This is a genomic window from Dehalococcoidales bacterium, assembly GCA_041652735.1.
Classification (GTDB): Bacteria; Chloroflexota; Dehalococcoidia; order Dehalococcoidales; family RBG-16-60-22; genus RBG-13-51-18.
Genome location: JBAZGT010000035.1, coordinates 1 through 23925, shown reverse-complemented (window position 1 = coordinate 23925; position 23925 = coordinate 1). Strand labels below are relative to the sequence as shown.

The following is a 23925-nucleotide window of genomic DNA, read 5'->3' as shown; positions in this document are numbered from 1 at the left end:
ATACTTTTCTAGTACCCCGTTGAGAATCTGTAATCTATTCTGTTCCTTTGTAGTCAATGTCAGTCCTTCCATTAACTGACATTATCCCTGAACAATTGTCTACTGACCTAATCGTAGACCCACAACATTCCGGTTAAGAAAGGATAAAAGGGGGATGTGTATCCCGGGGCGGAGGCAAACAGACTGACAACTAAACGAACGGCTATTTATTGAATATCCTGCGGAGCGTATCATCCATCTGCTCCGCGGTAAAGTTCCGCCATATTTCCTGGAAATGCTCCTGTTGCTGCCGCGCTATTTCCCCCTGGAGCTGATAAATCTCACCCAGGATGAAAATCAAATCAGGCTCCACCAGCTTGCCCTGCCATTCCTTGAGGATATCTCTGATGAACTTCTGGTTGAAAACGGTATCCTGCAGCGCGCCCAGACAGTCCTGAATCTCCACGGTACGCCGTATAATATCATCAAAAACACCGCCATAAGGCGGCGCCATAAACTCGAAGGCGTAGCGCAGCCGCTTCATCTGGATTCTAAGGCAGTGAAACCCGTCAAGCCTGGAGCCAGCCAGCGTTTTCCGGCTCTGCTCCATTACATTTTCAAATTTCTGAGTGATGACCTGCGGCGCTACCTCACTTAATGGCTTCACCGACATGGGGAGGGCGTCGTCAACGGACGGGGGTGCGTCAATCAACTGCATCATGCGCCGCTCAAAGTTCTGGTAGCGGCGGGAGTTGAGCGCCTCATTCAGGGCTTTCAGAGGGGCGCGGCGCTGTTTTATCACCAGGCTTTCCAGGGCCTGTTTTTTAGCCTCGGGGAAATGCTGGATTTTGTCCCGGTAGCCGTTCAGGTTGATGATAAAGACATCCAGGTCCCTGACGGCGCCGAAGAGCTTCCCGAACGTTTTCAGGCGATCCTCCAAGTAGGTGACCGTGCTTTCCGGCAGGGCGTTATGAAAGAGCACCAGCGCCGAGCGCATGCGGCGGGTGGTTACCCGCGCCTGGTGCACGAACTCCGGGTCCCTATCCGTGATAACGCCGGGCAACTGCTCCCGGAACCAGTTGAACTCCACCGCCAGTATCTTTTTCAGCACGGTATCCAGCCGGTCGTCCAGCTTTATTTTCAGGTTTTCCGGCACTTTTTTAACCAGCGGCTCCACCTTGAGGCGCGTCATAGCGGACTCCAGCTTGGAGGCAGTGGAGGGCGGGAAAGCGAAACGGCCGGCCAGGAGCGATGCCAGGGAGGAGAGGTCCTGCTCCTTCCCCTTGATAAGCTCCGCTTCCAGCTCGTACAGGCGCGGCGCCCGCCGCGGTTTGAACACCGCATCGGCGGAAAAACTGGAGGCGTCAAAAGCCATCTCGAACTGCGTCCCTTCCGGAGAGACAACCATATAGCGCCGCCGGCTGGTGCGGATAAGTATCTGTTCCATCAACTTTCTGGGGAAGATGATTTCATCCACCTGTTTTTTGAGCGACTTCACCGGAATACCGGTGGGGGTGTGGGGCAGACTTTTTAGCTCTATTTCCGTCTCCGCCCGCCTGGCGATACCGTCCTCGATACCGCCGATGCTTTTCATAGTATACAGGGCTTTGTTGTTGGACAGGCGGTATCTGAGCGAAAGCTTGTTCTTCAGCAGCGACCAATTACTGGTGTCCATATAAATATCGATATTATCCAGCGGGGCAATCTTTTCCACGCCGTAGCCGCTTTGCTGTAAAAAGTCGATAACCGCCGCCTCCGCCTGGCTGCCGGGCAATACCAGTTTCAGCTCTATTTCCACGGATTTGACCGTCTCACTCATTGCAGGAACCTCCTTTTCGTACCCTCGATGAAGTCTCGCTGCAATCCCCGGGGCAGAGTGGTCTGCCGGAGGGCGGTGACCGTTTTAGCGATATCGTACTTAAAGCGGACGATACGGGCGCGGGCCGCGCCGTGTTCCGTGACCACCAAAGCGTAAGACGGCATGGGGTCGCCGTCAACCGGGTGCCCCGCCGAGCCGCAGTTCACCACCAGGATATCTCCCACCTTTTTCACGAAGGGGATATGGGTGTGACCGCAGACGAGAATATCCGGGCACACCCCGCGTAGCTTGGATGCCAGGCCGGCGGCGGTGATGCTGGGATAAATATCATCATCGTTGGAGGCCAGGCTGCCGTGAACTATCAGCAGCTTAAGCCCGTCCGGCAATTCCTGCCCCAGGTTCTGCGGCAGGCCAGCCAGATAATGCCGGGCGGTATCCTCCAGGTGCCTGGCCGTCCAGGTGACCACTGCCCTCTTTTTCTTTTGCAGTTGGGCAACGGCGGATTTACCGTTACTGATAACATCCAGCACCTTGCAGTCGTAGTTACCGCTGATTGAAGCAATCCTGTTTTTCTGCAAGTAGCCGCACACCTCGCTGGGGAAAGGGCCGTAGCCGGTGATGTCCCCGGCGCAGATAATGCGGGCCGCCCCCTTCTTTTTCGCGTCCGCCACGGCGGCCTGCAACGCCGGCAGGTTACCGTGAATATCTGAAATAAAAGCGGTCAACACTGGTAAACAATGCTCCTTCCCGTTTTTTTCAGGAGGAGGTCATGCTTGCGGCGGACGCGCCGGATTTCATCCCAGCAGTCACCGTTGGTCTCCAACTGGATGGTCAGCGTGTCCTCGCCTATTTTCAGCTTTAATTTTTTAATAACGCTGGTGTGGCTGCTGTCTAAAGCATCGGCGGTGCGGAGGATAGCCGCCAGCCATTCCACCATGTCCCGCTGCCGGGGGGAGAGGGAAGCGAATTTCCGGTGCCTGGCGGCGTTGGGCAATGCTTTGGTATGGTAGCGGGCGATGAGAGCGCAGAGGGTTTTATCAGCATCGTCCAAGCCGGGGATATCGCACTCCATTATCATCTGGCCGCTCAGCTTGTGGTGTTTTTTCAGGACGGTCCGGGACCAGCCGATATCATGCATCCGGCCGGCTATTTCCAGCAGGCGGCGTTCCGCTACGCCGTAGTGGTGGAGGGGAACCAGGGCATCGAAAAAGGCCAGGGCAAGCAGGGTGACCTGTTCATTATGGCCCGGGTCACTATCACAAGTGCGGGAAATTTCATCGACCTTTAACATGGTGGTATCGAAGGCGGCCGCCGGCACTTAATCTTTCACCTCGTCACTTGAATCTTTTAGATATCTTCCTGGTACCGAGCAGCTTGACCAGCTCTTCATAAGGGCGGGACTTCACCCCGCCGCTGCGGGCGATGTCTATCAAGGCGCTCTGGCTGCGCACGGCAGGCTGCCCTTCCGGCGGTTTCAGACGCACGTAGGAGCCGTCCGACTGCATCAAGCGGGCTTTGACATTATCGTTCAGATAGGTCATCAGGATTTCATTGATGATGCGGGACTTGAGGTCGGTATTCTGTATGGGATAGATGATTTCCGCCCGCCGGTCGAAGTTGCGCGGCATGCAGTCCGCGCTGCCGGAGTAAATCTCGGGTTCGCCGCCGTTATGGAAATAGTATATCCGGGAGTGCTCCAGGAAACGGTCCAGGATGCTGATGACGCGGATATTATCACTGATACCGGCCACGCCGGGACGCAGGCAGCAGATGCCCCGGACCAGCAGGTCGATACGGACGCCCGCCCGCGATGCCTCGTACAGCTTACGCACGATGCGGCTATCCACCAGGGCGTTTATTTTAAAGATAATTCTCCCCGGCGTCTTGGGAGACGATTTCTGGATTTCCCGCTCGATAAGACCGATCATGGTGCTCCGGGTGGTCACCGGCGATATCATGAACCGGTGGAACATGGAAGACAGTGTTTCCGCGGTGAAGGTATCACCGCTGCTCCAGGAGTTGAAGCCGGTGAGCACGTTAAAGAGGGCGGAGACATCATTACCGAACTCCGCATCGCAGGTAAGTAGTCCCACGTCCGTATATAGCTTGGCGGTGATGGTGTTGTAGTTGCCGGAGGAAACATGTACATAGCGCCGCAAATGCTTGCCCTCCCGCCGCACCACCAGGGTAGCCTTGCAGTGGACTTTCCAGCGCACGAAGCCGTAAACGATATTAACGCCGGAACGCTCCATTTGCCGTGTCCAGTCGATGTTATACTGCTCGTCGAAGCGCGCTTTAAGCTCCACCACGGCGGTTACCTGTTTACCGTTCTCGGCGGCGCGGCATAAAGCGCTGACCACCGGGGAATCGTTGCCGATGCGGTACAGGGTCTGCTTGATGGCCAGCACCTCGGGGTCATCAGCGGCGGTATTGAGGAAGTCCATTACCACCGCGAAGGAATCGTAAGGGTGGTGCAGCAGCATATCACCCTCGCGGATTATGGCGAAAATATCTTTATTGGCGGCCAGTTTCTGGGGGATGCGGGGATTAAAAGGCGGGTCTTTATGGCAGGCATCCACGGGTAAATCAATTATAGACAGCAGGTCGCAGATATTAATCGGGCCGTTAATCTCATACACGAACCTGTCTTCCACGCCCAGCTGCTCCGCGAGCATTTTCATGGTCTTTTTAGGGGTATCTTTTTCAATTTCAAGGCGCACGGCTATCTTGTGGGAACGGTCATTGATTTCATATTCCACGGACTTAAGCAGGTCCATGACCTCTTCTTCATGAAGGTCATAATCATGGTTGCGGGTCACGCGCAAAGCGATGGTTTCTTTAATTTCCATCCCCGGAAACAGCACCCGGATGTGCTGGCGTATCAGGTCTTCCAGCAGGATAAAGTGGTAGCCGGCCGTTTCCATGTTAACCGGCACCAGCCGCGGCAAAACGGAAGGAACCTCCACGAAGGCATGGGGCTGCGGCGCATTGGGTGTCCTGGCTTCCTTGAACACCACCATAAGGTTAAGGCGCAGGTTGCTGAGGAACGGGAACGGGTGACCCGCGTCCAGGGCGAGGGGCGTCAATATGGGGAATACATGCGCCTCAAAATACTTGTCCAGCCGGGCGCTTTCCTTTTCATCCAGCTCATCGATGCGATGGAGAAAGATGCCCACTTCCTTCAACCTGGGGAATATCTCCTCCATGATGCATTTGTATTGCTCGCCGATTAGCTCCCGCACCTTGACGGCGATTTCCTCAAGCTGCTGACGAATGGTGCGGCCGCTGGCATCATGGTCGTTAATATCCGCTTCCAGAGCGCGGAAAAGGCTGCCCACCCGCACCATGAAGTACTCATCCAGGTTGGAGCTAAAAATGGAGGCAAACTTCAGCTTTTCAATGATGGGGGTAAGGGGGTCCTGAGCTTCTTCCAGCACACGGCGGTTGAATTCAAGCCAGGAAATCTCACGATTAACGTAAAAGGAGGGATCGCGTAAGTCGGTATTGGTCACTTCTGCTAAAACGGGTACTGTTTCTTGCATATCCCCATGGCTCTAGTTATTACATGACATCCGGTAACATTTATCTAAATTATGCCAGCGTTTTGTTAGGGTTTTGTTTGGAATTTATTAAATTTAGATTAACAAATGTCAGGCATATCTAAAATGGGAAATGCCACCAATAAAGAACCGGGGTATCTGATAGGCGTTTTGTTGCCACCCGGGTGTACCTGGTGACACAAGCAACAAAGACCAAATTTGACCTTCCCCCCGAAAACAGGTACACGGAAAATGTTAGAAATCTGGTAAAGTAAACGGGGAGGAATTCATGAAAAAGTCACGTTACACGGACGAGCAGATCGCCTTCGCGCTCCGCCAGGCGGAGACGGGCACGCCGGTACAGGAGGTCATCCGCAAGATGGGCATCGCGGAGCAGACCTTCTACCGGTGGAAGAAGCTCTACGGCGGCCTCGGTCCCAGCGAGGTCCGCCGTCTCAAGCAACTCGAAGAGGAAAACCGGCGTCTGAAGCAGATGGTGGCAGACCTGTCGCTCGACAAGCACATGCTCCAGGACGTGCTCTCAAGAAAGCTCTGAGGCCTGCTCATAAACGCACCCTGGTCGCTCTCCTGCAGGAGCAGTACCGGGTCAGCGAGCGGCGGACCTGCCAGCTGATCCACATCAACACCAGTGTCTACCGCTACCGGGCGACCAGGGATGGGCAGGTTCCCTTGCGTATGAAGATCAACGAAATAGCCGCCGTTCGGGTGAGGTACGGGTACAAACGCATCCACGTCCTGCTGCGCCGGGAAGGCTGGGAAGTCAATCATAAGCGGGTGTACCGGATCTACTGTGAAGAAGGGTTGAATCTGAGGGCAAAACGGCCCAAGCGGCGGGTCAGTGCCGCCCACCGAATCAAGCTGCCGGCGGCAGCGGGCGTAAATGAGAGTTGGAGCATGGACTTTGTGACCGACAGCCTGTTCAACGGGCGGCGATTCCGGTCGTTGACGGTAGTCGATAATTATAGTCGGGAATGCCTGGCCATCGAGGTCGGGCAGCATATCAGGGGAGAGGATGTGACCAGACGATGGATCGATTGAAGATAGTCCGAGGAATACCGAACTCGATCAAGGTCGATAACGGACCGGAATTCATCTCGAAAGAGCTTGACAAGTGGGCCTACGAAAACGGCGTGACCTTGGATTACAGCCGGCCGGGGAAACCCATCGATAACGCCTTTATCGAGTCTTTCAACGGCAGCTTCCGGGATGAGTGTCTGAATACCAACTGGTTTCTATCCCTGGAGGATGCCCGGGAGAAGATCGAATCATGGCGTCGGGAATATAACGAGTGGCGGCCTCATAGCTCCCTTGACAATCTGACGCCGGTGCATTATCGTCAAATACACGAGGGCCAGGAAAGGCCGAATTCTCTCATATTGGCTGTACCTACTTTGGGGTGAGGGTCAATTGACACCCTATCTCCACCAGACCCTGCCTCACCACTTCACCAACCCCAAGTACCAATTTCCAAGTAACAAATACCAAACAGGGAGAGCGTCCCGATTTATCGGGGAGGTAAGGGGTTCGCTTGTCCCGATCCAGCCTAGGGAAATCCCCCTGACTCCATTTTCCCCCAAACTACTAACTACCAATTACCCATTATTCCCCACTCGGCCTCCAAGACATATTTAATTAACCTGACCGTGTTTGGCGGCACAGGCCAGGCGCCCATCCGGATAGAACTAAATGTGATAAGTCTGAGAGCTTATTGCTGCTTATTGTGACACCGCGGTGATTCCTTACTAGTAAATTATGTTCGCAACCTGTATCGAATCAACTCAAATCGAGGTGACTCACATCGTGCCCAAAGAAATAAATCACCACCTATTTTATAGCGCGACGGAGACATGTGAAAGGATTGGTATTAGCAGAGCTACTCTCCAGCGGTGGATTCAAAAAGGTTTACTGAACAAAATCCGGAGAGATAGAAGAGGATTCAGGCTGTTTACCGAGGAAGACCTGAGCACGCTTAAAGCAAAAACTGAAACGATAATCGTTGAAGAAATACCATTCCCTATTGAGGAGGATTGAAGCAAAAAATGTTAAAAGGAGTGAAAAAAAATCCAGAAACCAATGTCAATAGCAGACTAACATTACTGCTCAAGTCACTCAAGGCTGCCAGAAGTGGCGACTTTTCCGTCCGCTTGCCCGTAGACAAGGATGGCGTTATGGGCGAGATATTCAAGGCGTTCAATGACATCTTTAGTGTTAATGAAAAGCTGGCTGATAAGTCTGTCCGTACGGGCAGGGTTATTACCGCCAGGGGTAAGTTGACCGAACGCCGAAAGGCGGAGCATACCCTGGTAAATTCCGAGGCTAAATACAGACGACTTTTTGAAGCGGCCCAGGACGGGATATTGATTCTCAATGCGGACACCGGGCAAATCACCGATGTTAATCCGTATATCACGGATATGTTGGGGTATTCCGCTGAGGAGCTTGTGGGCAAGGAACTATGGCAAATCGGCCCTTTCAAAGATATCGAGGCCAGCCAGGGGGCTTTTCACAAGCTGCAGAGCCAGGGATATGTCCGTTACGAGAACCTGCCGCTGCAAAACAAAAACGGAAACCGAATGGCGGTGGAGTTTGTCTCCAACGTCTACATGGTTAACCGCCAGAGAGTGATTCAGTGCAATATCAGGGACATTACCGAGCGCGAGCAGATAGAAAAAGCCCTGAAAACCTCGGAAATGCGGTATCGCCGGCTCTTCGAGGCGGCCAGGGACGGTATTCTGGTACTGGATGCTGATACCGGAGCTATCATTGACGTGAATCCGTTTATGATTGAGCTTTTGGGCTTCTCACATAAACAATTCCTTGGCATGACAATCTGGGAACTGGGATTATTGAAGGATATCATCGCCAACCAGGACGCCTTTTTGGAAATGAAGCGGAAGGGATTTGTCCACTATGAAGGGCTGCCACTGGAAACCCCCTCCGGGCTGAAGCTGGAAGTAGAGTTTGTCAGTCATATTTATGAGGTGGACCATCTAAAAGTAATCCAGTGTGATATCCGTGACATCACCCAGCGCAAGCGGGCGGAGGAAGAGCAGGAAAGACTTAGCCGGCTGCTCCAGGCACAGGTCAGTGAGCTGGAGACGTTCAGCTACGGCATCGCTCACGACCTGAGAAGCCCGCTGGTAAGCATCGAAGGGTTCAGCCGCCTGCTCCTGGAAGACATACAAAACATGGGGATAGAAAACGTTCAGGAGGATATCCGGCAGCTTGAGTCCGGCGTAAAGAGAATGCATGGTTTCTTGAATGGTACGCTGGAATATTCCCATTCCGGACATCTCATAGAGCGGGTTGATGATGTTTCTTTTGATAAAATAGCCAGAGAAGTGATTACAGAGTTAAACGATTCTATAGCGGAAAGCGGGGCTACGGTTACCCTCGCCAAGTCATTCCCCAGAATTTGCGTGGACAGGTCCAGGATAAAGCAGGTGCTGACCAACCTTATCCAGAACAGCATCAGGTACCGCGATAAAGCCGTCCCCCTGAAGATTGAGGTAGGTCATTACCTTTCGGAAAAGGAAATCGTCTACTTCGTGCGCGATAACGGGACCGGGATTGACGCGAGCGAGGCGGAAAAGGTCTTTACTCTGTTCTACCGCGGGACGGCTGATGGGGAAGGGAGCGGCATCGGCTTGTCTATTGTGAGGAAAATTATTGAAGCGCATGGGGGAAAGATTTGGGTGCAGCCAAGTCAATCGGAGAAAGGCACCACCATGTGCTTTACGTTACCCAAACCAACCGTCATGGACAAGGATGATAGCCATGAACAAGATTAAGATACTGCTCGCTGACAGCACCGCTTTTACGCGCACCCTCCTCACCAATGCGCTGGAAACAATCGGATTTGAGGTCGTTGCCATCGCCAAAAACGGCAAAGAAGCCCTGGGAAAGTATGCCAGCTTCAATCCAGATATTGCCTTGATAGACCTGAAACTGGACGGGATTGATGGTATCAACGTGGTCCGCGCCATAACAAAAAATTGCCCTTCAGCGGTGGTGGTCTTGTTAATGCCGGAGAACATAGATGACCCGGATATAATCGTTGAAGCTGTCAGGGCAGGGGCCATAGCCTATATCAGGAAGCCTGCATCAGGTGAAGAAATCAAAAGACGCCTGCTCAAAATACTGGAAAGGAGCGAGGTAAAATGACCGGGGAAAGGGAGATAAATATATTGCTGGTAGAGGACACCAAAGAGCACGCCGTGCTTATGAGACGGTTTCTACAGAAAGCGAGGCTGAAATCACGGCTGTCCTGGATTACAGACGGGAAACTGGCCCTCGATTTCCTGCATCACCGCGGCGCTTATACCGATAGAGAGACCAATCCCCGGCCGGATATAATCCTCCTGGACCTCAAGCTCCCCAGGGTAAACGGGCTGGAGATACTGGAAGACATTAAAAGGGATGAAAGACTGAAAGACATCCCGGTAGTGATACTGACCGCCTCGGATAACAAAAATGATATTGTCAATACCTATATGGGGGGAGCATACAGCTACTTCGCCAAGTCGCTTCTCTTTCTCAATAAAGAAGCCGGACCAACGGTTATCCTCGATACAGTGATGGCAATGGCAGGCGTGTAAAGATAATCGCCCAAGGCAGCCGCCACAACCCGGAATGATGGCCGAGGCAACAATCAAGCAGAAAGCGCAGCACGGTCACTATTATCCGGATTATTCAGTCCAGGTCACATTAATCTATTTTACTTAAAAGCGGCGACAGCACTAATGCCAACAATCAGAATGCAAGAGCGATAGCGTCCCGATTCTATCGGGAAGGTCGGGGATTCGAGTCCCCCTATCTCCACCAGGCCCCTACCACCCTAAGTAACAAGTAGCAAACACCTTTTTAGCTGAGGATACTCCACCTTCAGGTATAGCTTCGTTTAGAAACAACGTCAGCTATTTATTTGCCCAGACAAGATGGCCGGAATCCAAACGCCGGCTGTTTTTGCTTTCCAGGGCAATAATCAATATAATGGACAAAGTTAAGCGCGGGAAGGCCGGCCGCGTAATTTAGTGAAGGAGGCTTTTGTGACAATAGCAACGATAAAACACAAGCCGGAGTTGACCGCCCAGGCAGCGATGGGTATATTCCAGAAAGGGTTCTCCGGTAAATATGACGTCTACAAGTGGAACCGTGCCGGCGGTATCAGAGATTTCGTAATTAAAAAGAACAGCTTTGTAGGGGTGGCAGTCAAGCTGAAGCAGGAGGACGGAAAGACAAGCTTCAACTTTGTGGATATCATACCATCGATGCTGCTGACACTTATGTTTGCCGGCCTGTGGTACGCGCTGTTCATGCGGGGCAACTACAAAGCCATGGTAGACGAAGTGAAAACATTCATCGAGAACGCGCCGGAATTCAAGTAAATCACCCGGGGATTTTAACTGAAGTATATCCATTCTTGAAGAACGGCAATACCGTCACCTGCTTCGCCAAAATGTCTCCGGTAACGAAGCAGGGCGGACGGCAGCGGAAATAAACACGGACATTTTTAACGGGAGGGGCGGGGGGCAAAATCCCCCCGCTCAACCATTTTACCTTTTAGCCGGGCTATCAGGCTGAAAGGTTTTTTATTTTACCTGGGTGGACAGGAACACCTGTATGCCCATCTGGCCAACCTCGTCCTGGATTTCCTCGATGCCGTCGATATGCCGGTCCTCGTCGTTGAGGATGCCTTCCAGAATCTCGCGGGTGGCAAAGTCCCGGACATCGCCACATAAAGCGATGGCGGCGTTGTAGGATTTGATGGCATCAGCCTCCAGGCCGTGATCGCCGGCGAACATCTTGGGGACATCGGCGCCGATGTGCATCTTTCTCAGCTCGCTGACGATGGGAATACCTTCCAGAAACAGGATACGCCCGATGAGCTTTTCCGCGTGTTTCATCTCATCGACGGCCCTTTTCTGGATTACGCCGCCGAGTTTCTCGTAACCCCAGCTTTCACACATTTCCGCATGCACCATGTACTGGTTGATGGCCGTCAGCTCATCCGCCAGCAGGGAGTTAAGGGTCTCTATGACTTTAGCATCGCCTTTCATATTCGCCTCCTATATGAAATACTACACAGGCACTGTATAAGTCAGTATGGAATTTTTCACATCTAATAGTTATAAAATCAACAGGGGAATCATAACATATTTATAAAAGATGTAACGGACAGGGGTTTTCAGGGGGGAAAAGGGGCGGCGTTTTTTCCCGGCTTATTAAACTCAGTCCGCCAGATGAACGATTACCGGCGCGCGCTCAAAGTCAGCGGCGCTCATCAAAGCGCGCGGTCGCAGCCGGGCCACGGCGGCCACGAACCTATCCGGGACTATCTCAAGCCGGGTATTGTAGAAAGTAGCCACATTATTGAAATAGTCCCGCGCCAGGGCGATGCGCTGCTCCGTGTCCGCCAGCGCCTGCTGGAGCTTCAGGAAAGACTCGCTGGCTTTAAGGTCGGGGTATTTTTCAATAACCACCCGCAGCAGCGGCGAAATCCCCTTAAAGTCGGCCCCAACTACACCGGGCGGGGTAGCCTCCGCCTGGGCGCGCAGCTCCGCCAGCAGCGCCTGCGTACCGCTTTCATAGTCGCGATAGCCCTTGACGATACTCTCCAGATTGGGAATAAGGTCGAACCGGCGCTTGAGCTGGATATCCACCTGGGACCAGCCCCGCCGCACCATATTGCGGAGGCTGATAAGGCTGTTATAGACCGTCCAGACCCAGCCGAGCAGCAGCGCTACCGCAAAGCCTACGACCGCCCAGATAACCGGCTGCCCGTTCAATCCGGCGCCGGAGCTTTTCAGCAGCTCCGAGCCCACCGCGCCGCCCACGGCCAGGCACAGCCCGAAGAAAAACCAGAGCCAGATGCCCCAGAGATAACCGGCGCTGATTTGCTTCTCCGTGCGGGTGGAAATGAGGAACATGGCGGCGTTCTTGTCAGCGGCGATTTCCGCGGCGGCGATGTCCGAGCGTTCCCGCGCCTGTCCCATGACGTAGAGCATGGTATGCAGGGGCAGGGCGGTCTCACTAAAGCGCCGTTTATGGGTGGAGTTGGCAATCTGTTCGGCGGGGCCTTTCCCGTAATACAGGACATCACCGGGGGAGCAGGTCTTGCTTAGAGTGGTAACGCCGTTTATCCTGGCGCCTTCCGGCACGATGCGCAGGATACCGGTATCGTCTTGGAGGTAGAAAGACATGGACTCACCGCCGTGGGCCACTTTAGTCCAGCCGGTCTCCGTATGAGTGCTGACGTGGGTGTTCCCCTTGGCGTCGGTGCTGGTGGTGGTAACAACCCGGGACCACTGCTCTTCCACCTGCCAGGAATAGTACACACAGCGCACGCCGGCCAGAAAGCTGGTCAAGGGGGCATCGCTCTCCGCCGTGCCCTTAAGCTCGGATATGCCGATGAACACACCCCGGGTCTTCGAGGTGGGGAGGTCATCGACGAGGCGCTTCTTACGCAGGGTGCGGAACCCGCCGACCAGACAGCCGAGGGCCACCAGACCGCACAAAATCAATATCAACACCGGCAAACTCCCGATAACATCAATCAATAATAGAACAAAAACGGGGACGGGTCAAAGGAGCGCCGACACCAGCCACCGAGGGTAAATACGGCGGGATTTCATATTCGGGCGAAGATACTTTATAATAGAAGAGTACCGATGAATTCCTTAAACTCATTAACACCAAAAAACAACGATTTCTGGCACTCACTTTTCGCGGCGGACTCCATCGCGGTAATCGGCGCCAAAGGGGCGGCAGGCTCCTGGGGCTACGACGCCATGAAGGCCGCGCTCGACGCGGTCAAAGCCAAACCCGACCGTAAAGCCTACCCCGTCAATCCCAACGAGGCGGAGGTGGCGGGGGTAAAAGCCTACAAGAGCGTGCTGGACATACCCGGCCCGGTGGAACTGGCTATAGTGGTGGTGCCGGCGGCGGCGGTGCCTTCCGTTTTCCGCCAATTAGCGGAGAAGAAGGTAAAAGCCGCGGTCATCATATCGGCGGGGTTTGCCGAGGTGGACGAGCACGGCGCCAAGCTGGAAGCCGAGGTGAAGGCGATAGCGCGGGAGGCGGGGATACGCTTTACCGGCCCCAACTGCAACGGCCACGCCGACCTGCACACGCACGTATCCAGCATAGGGTTCGCGGGGACGATACCGGCGGGGGGGATGGCGCTGCTAAGCCAGAGCGGCACCCTGGGCGCCAGCATCATGCAGATAGCGGCCAGCCGGGGCATCGGGTTAAGCAAGTTCGTCAGCACCGGCAACGAAGCCGACCTGCGGATGGAAGACTACCTGGAATACCTGGCCAAGGACGAAGACACACGCATAATCGCGGTATATATAGAAGGACTAAGGGAAGCCCGGCGTTTCTACGAGCTCGCCCGGGAAATAACCAGGAATAAACCCATCATCGCCATGAAGTCCGGCTCCACCGCGGCCGCGGCCAAAGCAGCCAGGTCACACACGGGCACGCTGGCCGGCGCGGACGCCATCTACACGGCGGCTTTCCGGCAGGCGGGGGTAATCCGGGTGGAGGACGAGGAAGCGCTCTGCGATACGGCCATCGCCCTGAGCAACCTGCCATTACCGCGCGGCAACCGGATAGCGATACTCACCATGGGCGGGGGGTTCGGGGTAGTGACCGCCGAGGACTGCGAGAAGGAAGGGCTGGAAATAGCCACCCTGGAGCCGCGCACGCTGAAGAAACTGGCCGCGATACTGCCGCCGAGGTGGTCGCCCGGAAACCCCGTGGACATGGTGGGGGTGCGGCCGGGGGGCAAGGACAACATAGGCGACGCCTGTTTGCAGGCCCTGCTGGAAGACAAGAACGTGGACAGCATCATCTCCCTACTGCCGCCGATGGTCTTCCCGCCCGGACCGGGGATAACCTTCAGCCAGGAGCAGATACGCGCCATCCAGCTGGAGAACGAGAAAAGCCAGGCGGTCCTTTACCAGCAGATGAAAAACCACGACAAGGCGCTGGTATATATCCGGCGGATGATGGTCTACTTCGCGGCGGAGCCGAATAACCCGTCCGCACCGCCTAAAGTGACGATACCGGAATACACCCATCCCCGCCGCGCGGCCAGGGTACTGCGCTACCTGGCGGGATACCGGAAGTACCTGGAGAGCTAGACCGGCAGCAGCCTTTTAGCCGGGACGGCGCCGCATTTGTTTTTTTAATTTTTTTTCTTTCCCTTACGTACGATTTATACGTAACCATTTGTTATTTGTTTTATGTTAAATCAGCTACGAAATCCTGGGATTTGTTTTTTATTTATGTTAAGTGAGTAAACAGTTTACAGTTGATAGTTAACAGTATAGAGGGTTAAAGGGGAAAAAGGAAGGGGATGGTGACGCGGAGTGCGAGGAAGTAATTAGTAATTTGTAGTTGGGAGTTAGGAGTGCTTACCTCTCCCCCTGTGTCCCCCCCACCGGCGCTGGAGCTACGGCGGGCAGGCAAGGGACCTGACCCCTCTCCCTCTTATCCCCACCTGCGCTAAAGCTCCGGCGGACAAGCCTCTCCCCGTTTACAGGGAGAGGGAGGATATTTATCAACCGCTAAGTGGCAAGTAACAAGCCACTCCCTGCCACCCCTGATTCCAGTCCCCGGGGAAACCCGGACTAAAGCTGCGGTGGACCCTTCGACAAGCCCCGATTCCCTATGGTCATGCGGGACACCGGATGAGGTACGAATCGGTGCGGGATGGCGACAAAGTCGCTCACTCAGGGTGAGCGGGATAAGGCAAGAGGATATTTTCCTTTCCCCTGATTTTATCAAGCCGGAGTACCTGGATCCCGGTTTGCACCGGGATGGTTAAGACGAACCCCTCTCCCTCTTATCCCTCTCCCCGTTTACAGGGAGAGGGAGGGGTAATAAGTAGTTCGTAATTTGTAATTAGTAGTTGGGGGGAACTATCCCCGGCCAAGATATAGCTGGTCTTTGGGCATCTGGATGATTTCCAGGACGTTGACGTGGGGCGGCTGGCAGGCCATAAAGAGCGCCGCGGCGGCAATTTCTTCCTGAGACATCTTGGGCTCTTTAGCCCAGCCGTCACTGCCGGGGGGGTCATTATCACGGGCGACGTTGCCGGGGTGGAGGATGCCGCAAGTGATGTTGAACTCCCGGCCTTCCAGGGCGGTGGTGTGGGTAAGCCCCACCAGCCCGAACTTGGCGCTGGAATAGGGCGCGTTGCCCTGGCGGACACGCGAGGCGGAGATGCTGCCGATATTGATAATGCGGCCCCCGCCCTGCGCTTTCATAATGCCAAAGGCCGCCCGGGTGCAGAGGAAGGGGGCGCGCAAATTGGTGGCGATAACGGCATCCCAATCTTTGGTGGCGATTTTGTCGATAGGGCCGCCGTAAAAGACGCCGGAGTTATTGACCAGAATGTCCAGCCGGCCAAAGCGCTCCATGGTCTTTTTGAAGAGGTTATCAATCTCCGCTTCGATTTGCACGTCGGTGGGCACGGCCTCCACCTCCCTGCCCAGGGCTTTGATAGCCGCCGCGGTGGCATTGAGCCCCTCGGCGCCGCGGGCCGCGAGCACCAGGCCGGCCCCCTCTTTAGCGAAAGCGATAGCGATGGCTTTACCCATGCTGCGGCTCGAGCCGGTGACGATGGCTACTTTACCGTCCAGTTGACCCATAGTGACCTCCTTCAGTTAAGTAACAAGTTTCAAGTGGGATTAGAAAATCCCTCTCTTATCCCTTCCGATTTCATCGGAATCTTCGACTTTTTCAAAGGGAGACGATGTCATATACGACGCACAATTATTTGCATAAGCCCTTATTATTATCTCTCTTTTGCCAAGAGTGAAGGGAAAGCCGAGCCTTCTCCCTCTGTATCCCCCCGCCGGCGCTGAAGCTCCGGCGGGCAGGCAAGGGACCTAACCCCTCTCCCTCTTATCCCCACCTGCGCTAAAGCTCCGGCGGACAAGCCTCTCCCCGCTGGCAGGGAGAGGGAGGATGATTTATCAAGTAGCAAGCCACTCCCCTCCACCCCTGATTCCGGTCCCCGGGGAAACCCGGACTAAAGCCGGCGGTGGACCCTTCGACAAGTCCCGATTCCCTATGGTCATGCGGGACACCGGATGAGGTACGAATCGGTGCGGGATGGCGACAAAGTCGCTCACTCAGGGTGAGCGGGATGAGGCAAGAGGATATTTTCCTTTCCCTTGATTTTATCAAGCCGGAGTACCTGGATCCCGGTTTGCACCGGGATGGTTAAGACGAACCCATCTCCCTCTTATCCCTCTCCCCGCTGGCAGGGAGAGGGAGGGGAGATGGCGGCTATGCTATTGTTAAAGCTCCATCTGTTTCAAATTTTTAGAAATTATTAGTTTGGGCCCGGTGAGCGCCTGCACGTCGGCGGCGGTCCAGCCGGGGGCGGTCTCTTTCAAGAGCAGGCCGTCCGGCGTGACCTCGATAACGGAGATATCCGTGACAATAAGGTCGACGCAATGGGGGGCGGTCAGGGGATAGGTACATTCCTTTAAGAGCTTGGGCTCGTTGTTTTTAGTGGTATGGGTCATCACGGCGATAAGGTGGTGGGAGCCGAAGGCCAGATCCATCGCACCGCCGATATTGCCCAGGCGGCCCAGCTGAATCGTCCAGTTGGCGATATCGCCCTTCTCCGAAACCTGCATGGCGCCCAGGACACAAAGGTCGATATGGCGACCTCTAATCATGGTAAAGCTCTCCGCATGGTCGAAAAAGCACATACCGGGCTTGCGGGTGGCGAACTGGCCGGTGGCGTTCACCAGGTGGAAGTCCTCGTCCTCCACCCGGGTGGGCATGGGGCCATAGCCAAGGCAGCCGTTCTCCGCGTGAAACATAACCTCGATGCCTTCCGGTATAAAATTGGCCGCCAGCGTGGGAATACCGAAGCCCAGGTTGATAATCATGCCATCCTGAAACTCTTTGGCCACGCGCAGGGCCATCGTCTGGTCGTCAAGTCTTTCTTTCATAACAGTCTCCTTAGAGTAGCTAACAGTCTACAGTAACCCCAACCTTTTCCTCTTATCCCTCTCCGTCGACAGAGAGGGACGATTTATTGTTAAAAAACCCTCTCCCGTCTCCTTCCGATTTCATCGGAATCTTCGACTTTACCAAAGGGAGAGGCGCTATTTTCTCACCACTATCCGGTTCACGTAGATGCCGGGCGTAACGATAATCTCGGGGTCGATGGCGCCCAGCTCCACCAGCTCATCCACCTCAACGATGGTGACTTTAGCGGCGCCGGCCATGACGGAGTTAAAGTTGCGGGAAGTACCCTGATAGACACAGTTGCCATAGCGGTCGGCGCGGTAGGCCCGCACCAGGGCGAAGTCCGCTTTCAGGGGGTATTCCAGAATATGCTCGCGGCCGTCAATGACCCGCTTTTCCTTACCCTCTTCCATAACGGTGCCGGCGCCGGTGGGGATAAAAAACGCCCCGACACCCGCCTTGGCGGCGCGAATGCGTTCCGCCAGGGTGCCCTGGGGCACCATTTCCACCTCCAGCTCCCCGGCTTCCCACTTTTCATGGAGGGGGGAGAGCATACCGGGGCGGCTGACGCCCGGAAAAGCGCAGATAACCTTTTTTACCTGGCCGCTCTGGATAAGCATACCGCCGTCATCATAGTTGGGGGGGGTCTTACGGAAAGCCTGGCTGCCCTCCGGGGCGCGGCCGTAGCCGGGGGTATTGGCGGCCAGGGTGAGGTTTTTAGCGCCCTGTTTTACCAGCGCGCGCAACAGATTGCTGGGGGTACCGTTGGCCGGCCCGAAGCCGCCCATAAAGATAACGGCGCCGTCAAAGATATCCGCGACGGCTGCATCAAAGCCTGGGACTACTTTATTGATCATTAAGGCCTCCTAACGAGTAAGTAACAAGTTTCAAGTGGGGTTAGAAAATCCCTCTCTTATTCCTTCCGATTTCATCGGAATCTTCGACTTTTTCAAAGGGAGACGATGTCATATACGACGCACAATTATTAGCATAAGCCCTTATTTTATCTCTCTTTTGCAAAGAGTGAAGGGGAAGCCGACCCTTCTTCCTCTGTGTCCTCACCTGCGCTGAAGCTCCGGCGGGCAGGCAAGGGGCCTGCCCCCTCTCCCTCTTGGAGAGGGGGGATGATTGTGTTAAGTTTCAAGTAACAAGCCACCCCCCACCCCGAGATTCTTCCCCCGATTGCATCGGGGTCAGAATGACAATTTTAGTCACGCTGGCCGAGAATGGTAACGCTGCCGATGCCGCTGCCCGGGTTCATGCCGAAGTTATGGGTCAGGCCCAGAGTGGGATTCTTGCGCTGGCGCGGGCCGGCTTTGCCCTGCATCTGTTTATAGATTTCATAGACCATGCGCAGGCCGCTGGCGCCGATGGGGTGCCCGAAGCTCTTGAGGCCGCCGTCCGGGTTAACGGCCAGTTTGCCATCGAGGGCAAAGGTGCCATTCCTAACGTATTCCGGGGCCTTGCCGCGGGGGCAAAAGCCCAGGTCTTCCATAATGACCATTTCCGTGATGCTGAAGCAATCGTGGACTTCCGCCAGGTCTATTTCATTGAAGGGGTCCTTGATGCCCGCCATATCATAAGCCTGTTTGCTGGCGCGCACCGTTTCCTCCATATGCACCATATCGTACTCCGGCTGCAAATAGCCCTGCCGCGCCCCTACCGCCAGACCCAGCCCCTTGACCAGAACATAGTCGTCCCGGAACTTCTTGGCCAGGTCAGCCCGGCAGAGAATAGCGCAGGCGGAGCCGTCACTGACGCCGCAGGCGTCATAAAGCCCGAGGGGCCAGGAGACCATCGGCGCGTTGATGGCCATTTCCTCGGTGATTTCCCGCTGGAAATGCGCCCGCGGGTTGAGCGTGCCGTTGTGATGGTTTTTCACCGATATTTTGGCCAGGGTCTGTTTAAGTTCCTCGTAAGTGAGGCCGTAATGCGCCATGTAGCGGGTAGCCATGCGGGCGAAGAACATGGCGGCAGCCATGCCCCACTCCAAAGTGCCGTTGCCGCCGGCGCCGCTGACCGTGCCCAGACCGCCCATGCCCTGGTCCTTAAGCTTTTCCACCCCGATAGCGAGGACGACATCATAGACGCCGGAGGCGATGCCGAAGCAGGCGTTGCGCAGGGCTTCCGTGGCGGTGGCGCAGAGGTTTTCCACGCGGGTCACCGGAACGTAGTCCAGCTTGAGCGCGGTGGCGCAGGGCTCGGCGGTATTGAGGCGGGTGGTGCCGAACCAGACGGCCTGAATTTCTTTCATGTCCATGCCGGCGTCCTGGCAGGCCTCGGACGCGGCGTCCACCATCATGTCCTCAGCGCTTTTCTCCCAGTTTTCACCGAACTTGGTGCAGCCCATGCCGATGATAGCTACTTTATCTTTAATGCTTTCCATCTTATTTCGTCTCCTTCCCGGGCCAGCTTGAGCGGGGCGGCATACAGCGCCAGAAGTAATTGCGGATGCCACCGCCCGCACCGAGCGTCCGGAAGCTCATCTCAACGTCCATGCCGACCGTCACCTTGTCCGCAACCATGTCCGTCATGCCGAAGAGCGCCCGGCCGCCACCCTCAAAATCAACCATAGTGTCCACCATGGGGCGGGCGAACCCGGGAATATCGCCGCCGTACTTTAAAGTAAAGGTAAAGACCTTACCCTTTTTATCCGCGAAGGAGTAAGGCTCAAAGTTATCCTTAGTGTGGCACCTGGTGCAGATACGCTGCGGCGGGTACTGGACGGTGCCGCAGGTCAAGCACTTAACGCCGTGCAGGGCATAGATTTCATCCCGCTCCCGGGCGATAACGGAGGCCGAGGCCCCGCCGAACTGCTCCGGGTCAGAAGAGGCGAAGGCGCGGTAGGCCTGATAATCCGCCAGGCCGGGCAGCATCATCCGGGAAGCCAGGCTGCGCTTCATGCCCCACTTGCCGGATACATTTTTGATTTTATCCGTCACTTTCAGGAGCAGGATATCAGCGCCGTCGCCGTAGGCCGCCACCAGGATTCTATCACCGGGCTTGGCGTCTTCCAGGGCGGCCACCAGCAGCATCGGAACGAAAGCGGTGCCGGTGTTGCCCAACTTATCAAAGAAGGCGTCCTGCACCTGCTCCGGTTTGAAGCCCAGCTCACCCACCATCTGGCGGTGGCGGCGCAGGTCCGGCCCGTATAAAACCAGTTTATCGATGTCTTTAACCGAGAGTTTATATTTCTCAAAAAAGTTTTTTACCGCCTGGGGCAGGACTTTCAGGTAGCCCTCCTCAAACACGAAGCGGTCTTCCCAGGAGCGCACCGTTTTAGCGCCGCCGGCCCGCCACACATCCAGCAACTCGTTGGAGAGGGAGTAAGAGCCCTCTATCTCCGCGATGACGTCTTTATCACCCACCAGGAAAGCGGCGGCGCCGTCCCCGAAACCGCCATCCAGGTTGCCGCTGCCCATACGCAGGTCAGAGGCGGTCACCAGTATGCTTCTACCCGACCCCGCTTTTACCGTATCGAGGGCCATTTTGAGAGCGGCGGTCCCCGCCCTTAGAGAGTCGGTCACGTCCGCCGTTAAAATATCACGCCGTAAATCAATCGCCCAGGCGGCGGTAGTAGCCGCCAGCTTTTCGGCGTAGGGGGGGGTGGTGGTGGCAAAATACAGCCCGTCCACTTTATCCCGTCCAATACCAGCAAGACAGTCAGTCGCCGCCGCCACGGCCAGCGTGAGGCTGTCTTCGTCCCAGTTAGCCACCGCTTTTTCACTCCGGGCACCGGCGCCCAGGCGGCGGAGGGGTACATAAGCCCCGTAGGATAAGATACCTGACATAGACTCCTTTCAGAAAAAGATAAAAAATGATAGGCTAAATATTAAAAAAACTCCCATTCAAGTTTAATGTTTGAAGGCGGAGAATGTCAAAAGAAAAGGGCTAATGGATTTTTTACCGGCTGATGCGGGATAATATAGTTATCCCATCAGCAAAAAACAAAAAAAGAGAGAGACGGCCATTTTCCTGCGTAATATCAAAACACTGGACTCATTTAAAAGCACGCCTTTCCGCTTCTACTTCTTCGGGATGATGGGGCAGTGGGCGGCGATGAGCATGCTCATGGTGACGCAGTCGCTGCTGGTCTACCGGCTGACGGATTCCGCCACCATCCTGGGCGTCCTGGCGCTGGCCACGGCGATACCGCAGATGTTGCTCTTCCTGGTGGGGGGGACGATGGCCGACCGGTTCCCGAAAAGGCGGCTGATTCAGATAGGGCAGGTGGCGGCGGGAGCCATGGCGCTGGCGGTGGGGATATCCATAACGACCGGCTACATGAGCGAGGCGCACCCCGGCTCCTGGTGGGTGCTGATGGTAACCTCCGTGATACAGAGCATCTTCTCGGCAGTATCAGTCCCGGCGCGCCAGGCCATCATCCCGGAGCTGGTGGGCAAGGAAACGGTAATGAACGCCCTGGCGCTGAATACGATGGGCACCAACATCTTCCGGCTGATAGCCCTGGCGCTTTCCGGCTTCCTCATCGACAGTATCGGGTTCGCGGGGGTATTTTACATCATGGCGGGGCTGTACCTGGAGGCGGTCATTCTCACCGCTTTTATCCCGTCCACGCACAAACCGTCAGTACATACGCGCAGCACGCTGGGCGAGGCCGGGCAGGGGCTGGCCTATATCTGGAGCCAGCGCACCATCTTCTTCATCCTGGTGTACGCCATTTTCTACATCGTACTTTTCATGCCCTACCAGATGATGCTGCCGATATTCACGGATACCATCCTCAAAATAGACGCCACCGGGCTGGGCATACTCCAGGCGGTATCCGGGGTGGGGGCGCTGGCGGCATCGCTGGTGCTGGCCTCGATGCCCAACCGCAGGCGCGGCTACCTGGTACTCGGCGGGGGCATGGTGGCGGGGATGGGGCTGGTAGTGCTGGCCGCATCGCACTCCTGGCCGCTATCACTGGCGGCGATGTTCGTGGTGGGGGTGGGGCAGGCGGTGCATTCAACGGCGCTGGTGGTGGCGCTACAGGCGCTGACAAACGCCGATTACCTTGGCAGGGTAATGAGCATCCTGATGATGAACCAGGGACTGAGCGGGCTGGGGACGTTCTTCGTGGGGATTTTGTCCGAGGGCGTAGGCGTGCAGTGGGCCATAGGGGGGTTCGCGGCAGCGCTTATCCTCCTGAGCGCCTGTTTCCTGGCTTTCATACCCAGATTAAGAAAGGTTTAAACAAATAAACGGGTTTGACACACGCGCAGGTTAGCGATATATTGGCTTTGGACGATAGTTATAAGGAGGATAAACATGAACGTACTGGTGATGGGCGGCAGCGGGCTCTTCGGGAGGAAGACGGTAAAGGCACTACTGGAGGACGCGGAGATAAAGACCGTGGTCTCCATGGACATGGCACCCCCCAAAGACTGGTTTATAAAGTCGATAGAACGATACGCCGGCAAATTCCACTTTGTTTCCGGCAACGTGACGGAGATTGAAGATATCCTGAGCGTCATGCAGAAATACAACATCGACCGCGTGATAAACTGGGCCTTCATCATGGTGGCGCAAAACGTGCCGGTGGCCCCGCGGCTGGTGACCAAGGTAAACGTGATGGGCATGAGCAACGCCTTCGAGGCGGCCAGGCTGATGGGAGCCAAGCGCGTGGTTTATGCCAGCTCCGAGACGGTGTACGGCCCCCAGGCGATGTACGGGATGCGTGAGGTCACCGAGGACGACCAGAACAACCCGACGCACTCCTACGCCGTGTGCAAAAAATACGCCGAGATAATGGCGGACGACTATACCCAGCAGTACGGCATGAGCTTCACCGGCCTGCGCCCGACCATAGGGTACGGGCACGGGGGAAGGTCCCCGGCGCAATACTGGTCCGATATGCCATCCAACTGCGCGGTAGGCAAGCCTTTCTCCATGAAAGGGGACGGCAACGGGCTTTGCTCGCTGGTGTCCGCGGACGACCTGGGAGAAATCACCAAGCGGCTGATTAAAGCGGATAAATCCCCGCACCCGGTCTATAATGTGGGCGGGCCGGCCAAGAGCCCGCGGGACCTGGCGGCGGTGGTGAAAAAATACATCCCGGACGCGAAGATAACTTTCGGCAACGAGCCGATGATGGACAGTGAAGGCAAGTTCGGCCTGCCGTGGCTGGTGAGCGAAAAACGGGCCACGGAGGACTTCGGGTTCAGCTGTATGCCGATAGAGAAAGCGGTGTTAATCCACATCAACGACGCGCGGCTGGAGGCGGGGATGGAGAAGATAAGGGGATAGAGATTAGGTGGAAGAGGGGACTTACCCCTTTTCCTCTTATCCCCACCTGCGCTAAAGCTCCGGCGGGCAAGCCTCTCCGCTGGCAGGGAGAGGGACGATGGATTGGTGAAGTTTGAGGATAGTGTGGTTAGGGCGGGATACCCCTTACCTTTTCCTCCGGCTCCCTCTCCGCTGGCAGAGAGGGACGATGGAGATACAGACCGGGTACAATGGTAACAAAATAGACCGGGCACATGGGTTACAGATAAGGTATTGGTGGAGGTGCGCCGATGCCTTGGAAAGAGACCTGTGCCATGGATGAGAAAGTGCAAATGATTGGTG

Annotated in this window: 18 protein-coding genes and 1 pseudogene; 8 read left to right on the top strand and 11 right to left on the bottom strand. The window is 55.6% G+C overall.

Annotated elements, in window-relative coordinates; translation table 11 throughout:
• Window positions 1-202 precede the first annotated feature (202 nt).
• Genes WC370_10590 through ppk1 form a run of 4 tightly spaced genes read right to left on the bottom strand, consistent with a single transcriptional unit; the run spans window position 203 to window position 5340 of the window.
• Window positions 203-1798, bottom strand: a complete 1596-nt coding sequence (locus WC370_10590) for a CHAD domain-containing protein (protein ID MFA5309913.1) — start codon at window positions 1796-1798, stop codon at window positions 203-205.
• Window positions 1795-2523, bottom strand: a complete 729-nt coding sequence (locus tag WC370_10585; GenBank protein ID MFA5309912.1) for a metallophosphoesterase family protein — start codon at window positions 2521-2523, stop codon at window positions 1795-1797. Before WC370_10585 ends, WC370_10590 begins: the two co-directional genes overlap by 4 nt.
• Window positions 2520-3116, bottom strand: coding sequence for a hypothetical protein (locus WC370_10580; protein MFA5309911.1), 597 nt, complete (start codon window positions 3114-3116; stop codon window positions 2520-2522). Before WC370_10580 ends, WC370_10585 begins: the two co-directional genes overlap by 4 nt.
• Window positions 3117-3132: 16 nt before the next feature.
• The gene (ppk1, locus tag WC370_10575) at window positions 3133-5340 is read right to left on the bottom strand and encodes a polyphosphate kinase 1 (GenBank protein ID MFA5309910.1); all 2208 of its coding nucleotides are present in this window, start codon (window positions 5338-5340) and stop codon (window positions 3133-3135) included.
• A gap of 286 nt (window positions 5341-5626) precedes the next feature.
• Between ppk1 and WC370_10570 the strand changes: the two are divergent.
• The 5 genes and pseudogenes from WC370_10570 to WC370_10550 all read left to right on the top strand — a co-directional run bounded on the left by WC370_10570 (window position 5627) and on the right by WC370_10550 (window position 10745).
• Window positions 5627-6758, top strand: a pseudogene (locus WC370_10570) (IS3 family transposase).
• A 768-nt stretch (window positions 6759-7526) separates the two neighbouring features.
• A complete protein-coding gene (locus WC370_10565; protein MFA5309909.1) occupies window positions 7527-9149 on the top strand; it encodes a PAS domain S-box protein in 1623 nt (540 codons plus the stop codon).
• Window positions 9136-9522: a response regulator gene (locus WC370_10560; GenBank protein MFA5309908.1), complete on the top strand. Its 387-nt coding sequence runs from the start codon at window positions 9136-9138 to the stop codon at window positions 9520-9522. The genes WC370_10565 and WC370_10560 overlap by 14 nt, the downstream gene beginning before the upstream one ends.
• Window positions 9519-9956, top strand: coding sequence for a response regulator (locus WC370_10555; protein MFA5309907.1), 438 nt, complete (start codon window positions 9519-9521; stop codon window positions 9954-9956). The genes WC370_10560 and WC370_10555 overlap by 4 nt, the downstream gene beginning before the upstream one ends.
• Window positions 9957-10406: 450 nt before the next feature.
• On the top strand, window positions 10407-10745 hold the full coding sequence (locus WC370_10550) for a hypothetical protein (protein ID MFA5309906.1): 339 nt from the start codon (window positions 10407-10409) through the stop codon (window positions 10743-10745).
• Window positions 10746-10949: 204 nt separating this feature from the next.
• On the opposite strand, the gene bfr is transcribed toward WC370_10550, so the two are convergent.
• Both bfr and WC370_10540 read right to left on the bottom strand, forming a co-directional pair.
• Window positions 10950-11417, bottom strand: coding sequence for a bacterioferritin (gene bfr, locus WC370_10545; GenBank protein ID MFA5309905.1), 468 nt, complete (start codon window positions 11415-11417; stop codon window positions 10950-10952).
• Between the two features lie 171 nt (window positions 11418-11588).
• Window positions 11589-12890 carry a LemA family protein gene (locus WC370_10540; GenBank protein MFA5309904.1) on the bottom strand — a complete coding sequence of 434 codons (1302 nt, stop codon included), beginning with the start codon at window positions 12888-12890 and terminating at the stop codon, window positions 11589-11591.
• Window positions 12891-13028: 138 nt separating this feature from the next.
• Here WC370_10540 and WC370_10535 point away from each other — a divergent pair, with 138 nt between their 5' ends.
• Window positions 13029-14504 (top strand): CoA-binding protein, encoded by a 1476-nt coding sequence (locus WC370_10535; protein ID MFA5309903.1) that lies wholly within the window; start codon window positions 13029-13031, stop codon window positions 14502-14504.
• Between the two features lie 780 nt (window positions 14505-15284).
• Here WC370_10535 and WC370_10530 read toward each other — a convergent pair.
• From WC370_10530 to WC370_10510, 5 genes are all read right to left on the bottom strand, one after another.
• Window positions 15285-16016: an SDR family oxidoreductase gene (locus WC370_10530; protein ID MFA5309902.1), complete on the bottom strand. Its 732-nt coding sequence runs from the start codon at window positions 16014-16016 to the stop codon at window positions 15285-15287.
• A 654-nt stretch (window positions 16017-16670) separates the two neighbouring features.
• Window positions 16671-17336, bottom strand: coding sequence for a 3-oxoacid CoA-transferase subunit B (locus WC370_10525; GenBank protein ID MFA5309901.1), 666 nt, complete (start codon window positions 17334-17336; stop codon window positions 16671-16673).
• Window positions 17337-17492: 156 nt separating this feature from the next.
• Window positions 17493-18212: a CoA transferase subunit A gene (locus tag WC370_10520; GenBank protein ID MFA5309900.1), complete on the bottom strand. Its 720-nt coding sequence runs from the start codon at window positions 18210-18212 to the stop codon at window positions 17493-17495.
• A 350-nt stretch (window positions 18213-18562) separates the two neighbouring features.
• The gene (locus WC370_10515; GenBank protein ID MFA5309899.1) at window positions 18563-19741 is read right to left on the bottom strand and encodes an acetyl-CoA acetyltransferase; all 1179 of its coding nucleotides are present in this window, start codon (window positions 19739-19741) and stop codon (window positions 18563-18565) included.
• 1 nt (window position 19742) lies between these two features.
• On the bottom strand, window positions 19743-21146 hold the full coding sequence (locus tag WC370_10510; protein MFA5309898.1) for a 3-oxoacyl-[acyl-carrier-protein] synthase III C-terminal domain-containing protein: 1404 nt from the start codon (window positions 21144-21146) through the stop codon (window positions 19743-19745).
• A 247-nt stretch (window positions 21147-21393) separates the two neighbouring features.
• Here WC370_10510 and WC370_10505 point away from each other — a divergent pair, with 247 nt between their 5' ends.
• The gene (locus tag WC370_10505) at window positions 21394-22551 is read left to right on the top strand and encodes an MFS transporter (GenBank protein ID MFA5309897.1); all 1158 of its coding nucleotides are present in this window, start codon (window positions 21394-21396) and stop codon (window positions 22549-22551) included.
• Between the two features lie 75 nt (window positions 22552-22626).
• Window positions 22627-23604, top strand: coding sequence for an NAD(P)-dependent oxidoreductase (locus WC370_10500; protein MFA5309896.1), 978 nt, complete (start codon window positions 22627-22629; stop codon window positions 23602-23604).
• Window positions 23605-23925 lie beyond the last annotated feature (321 nt).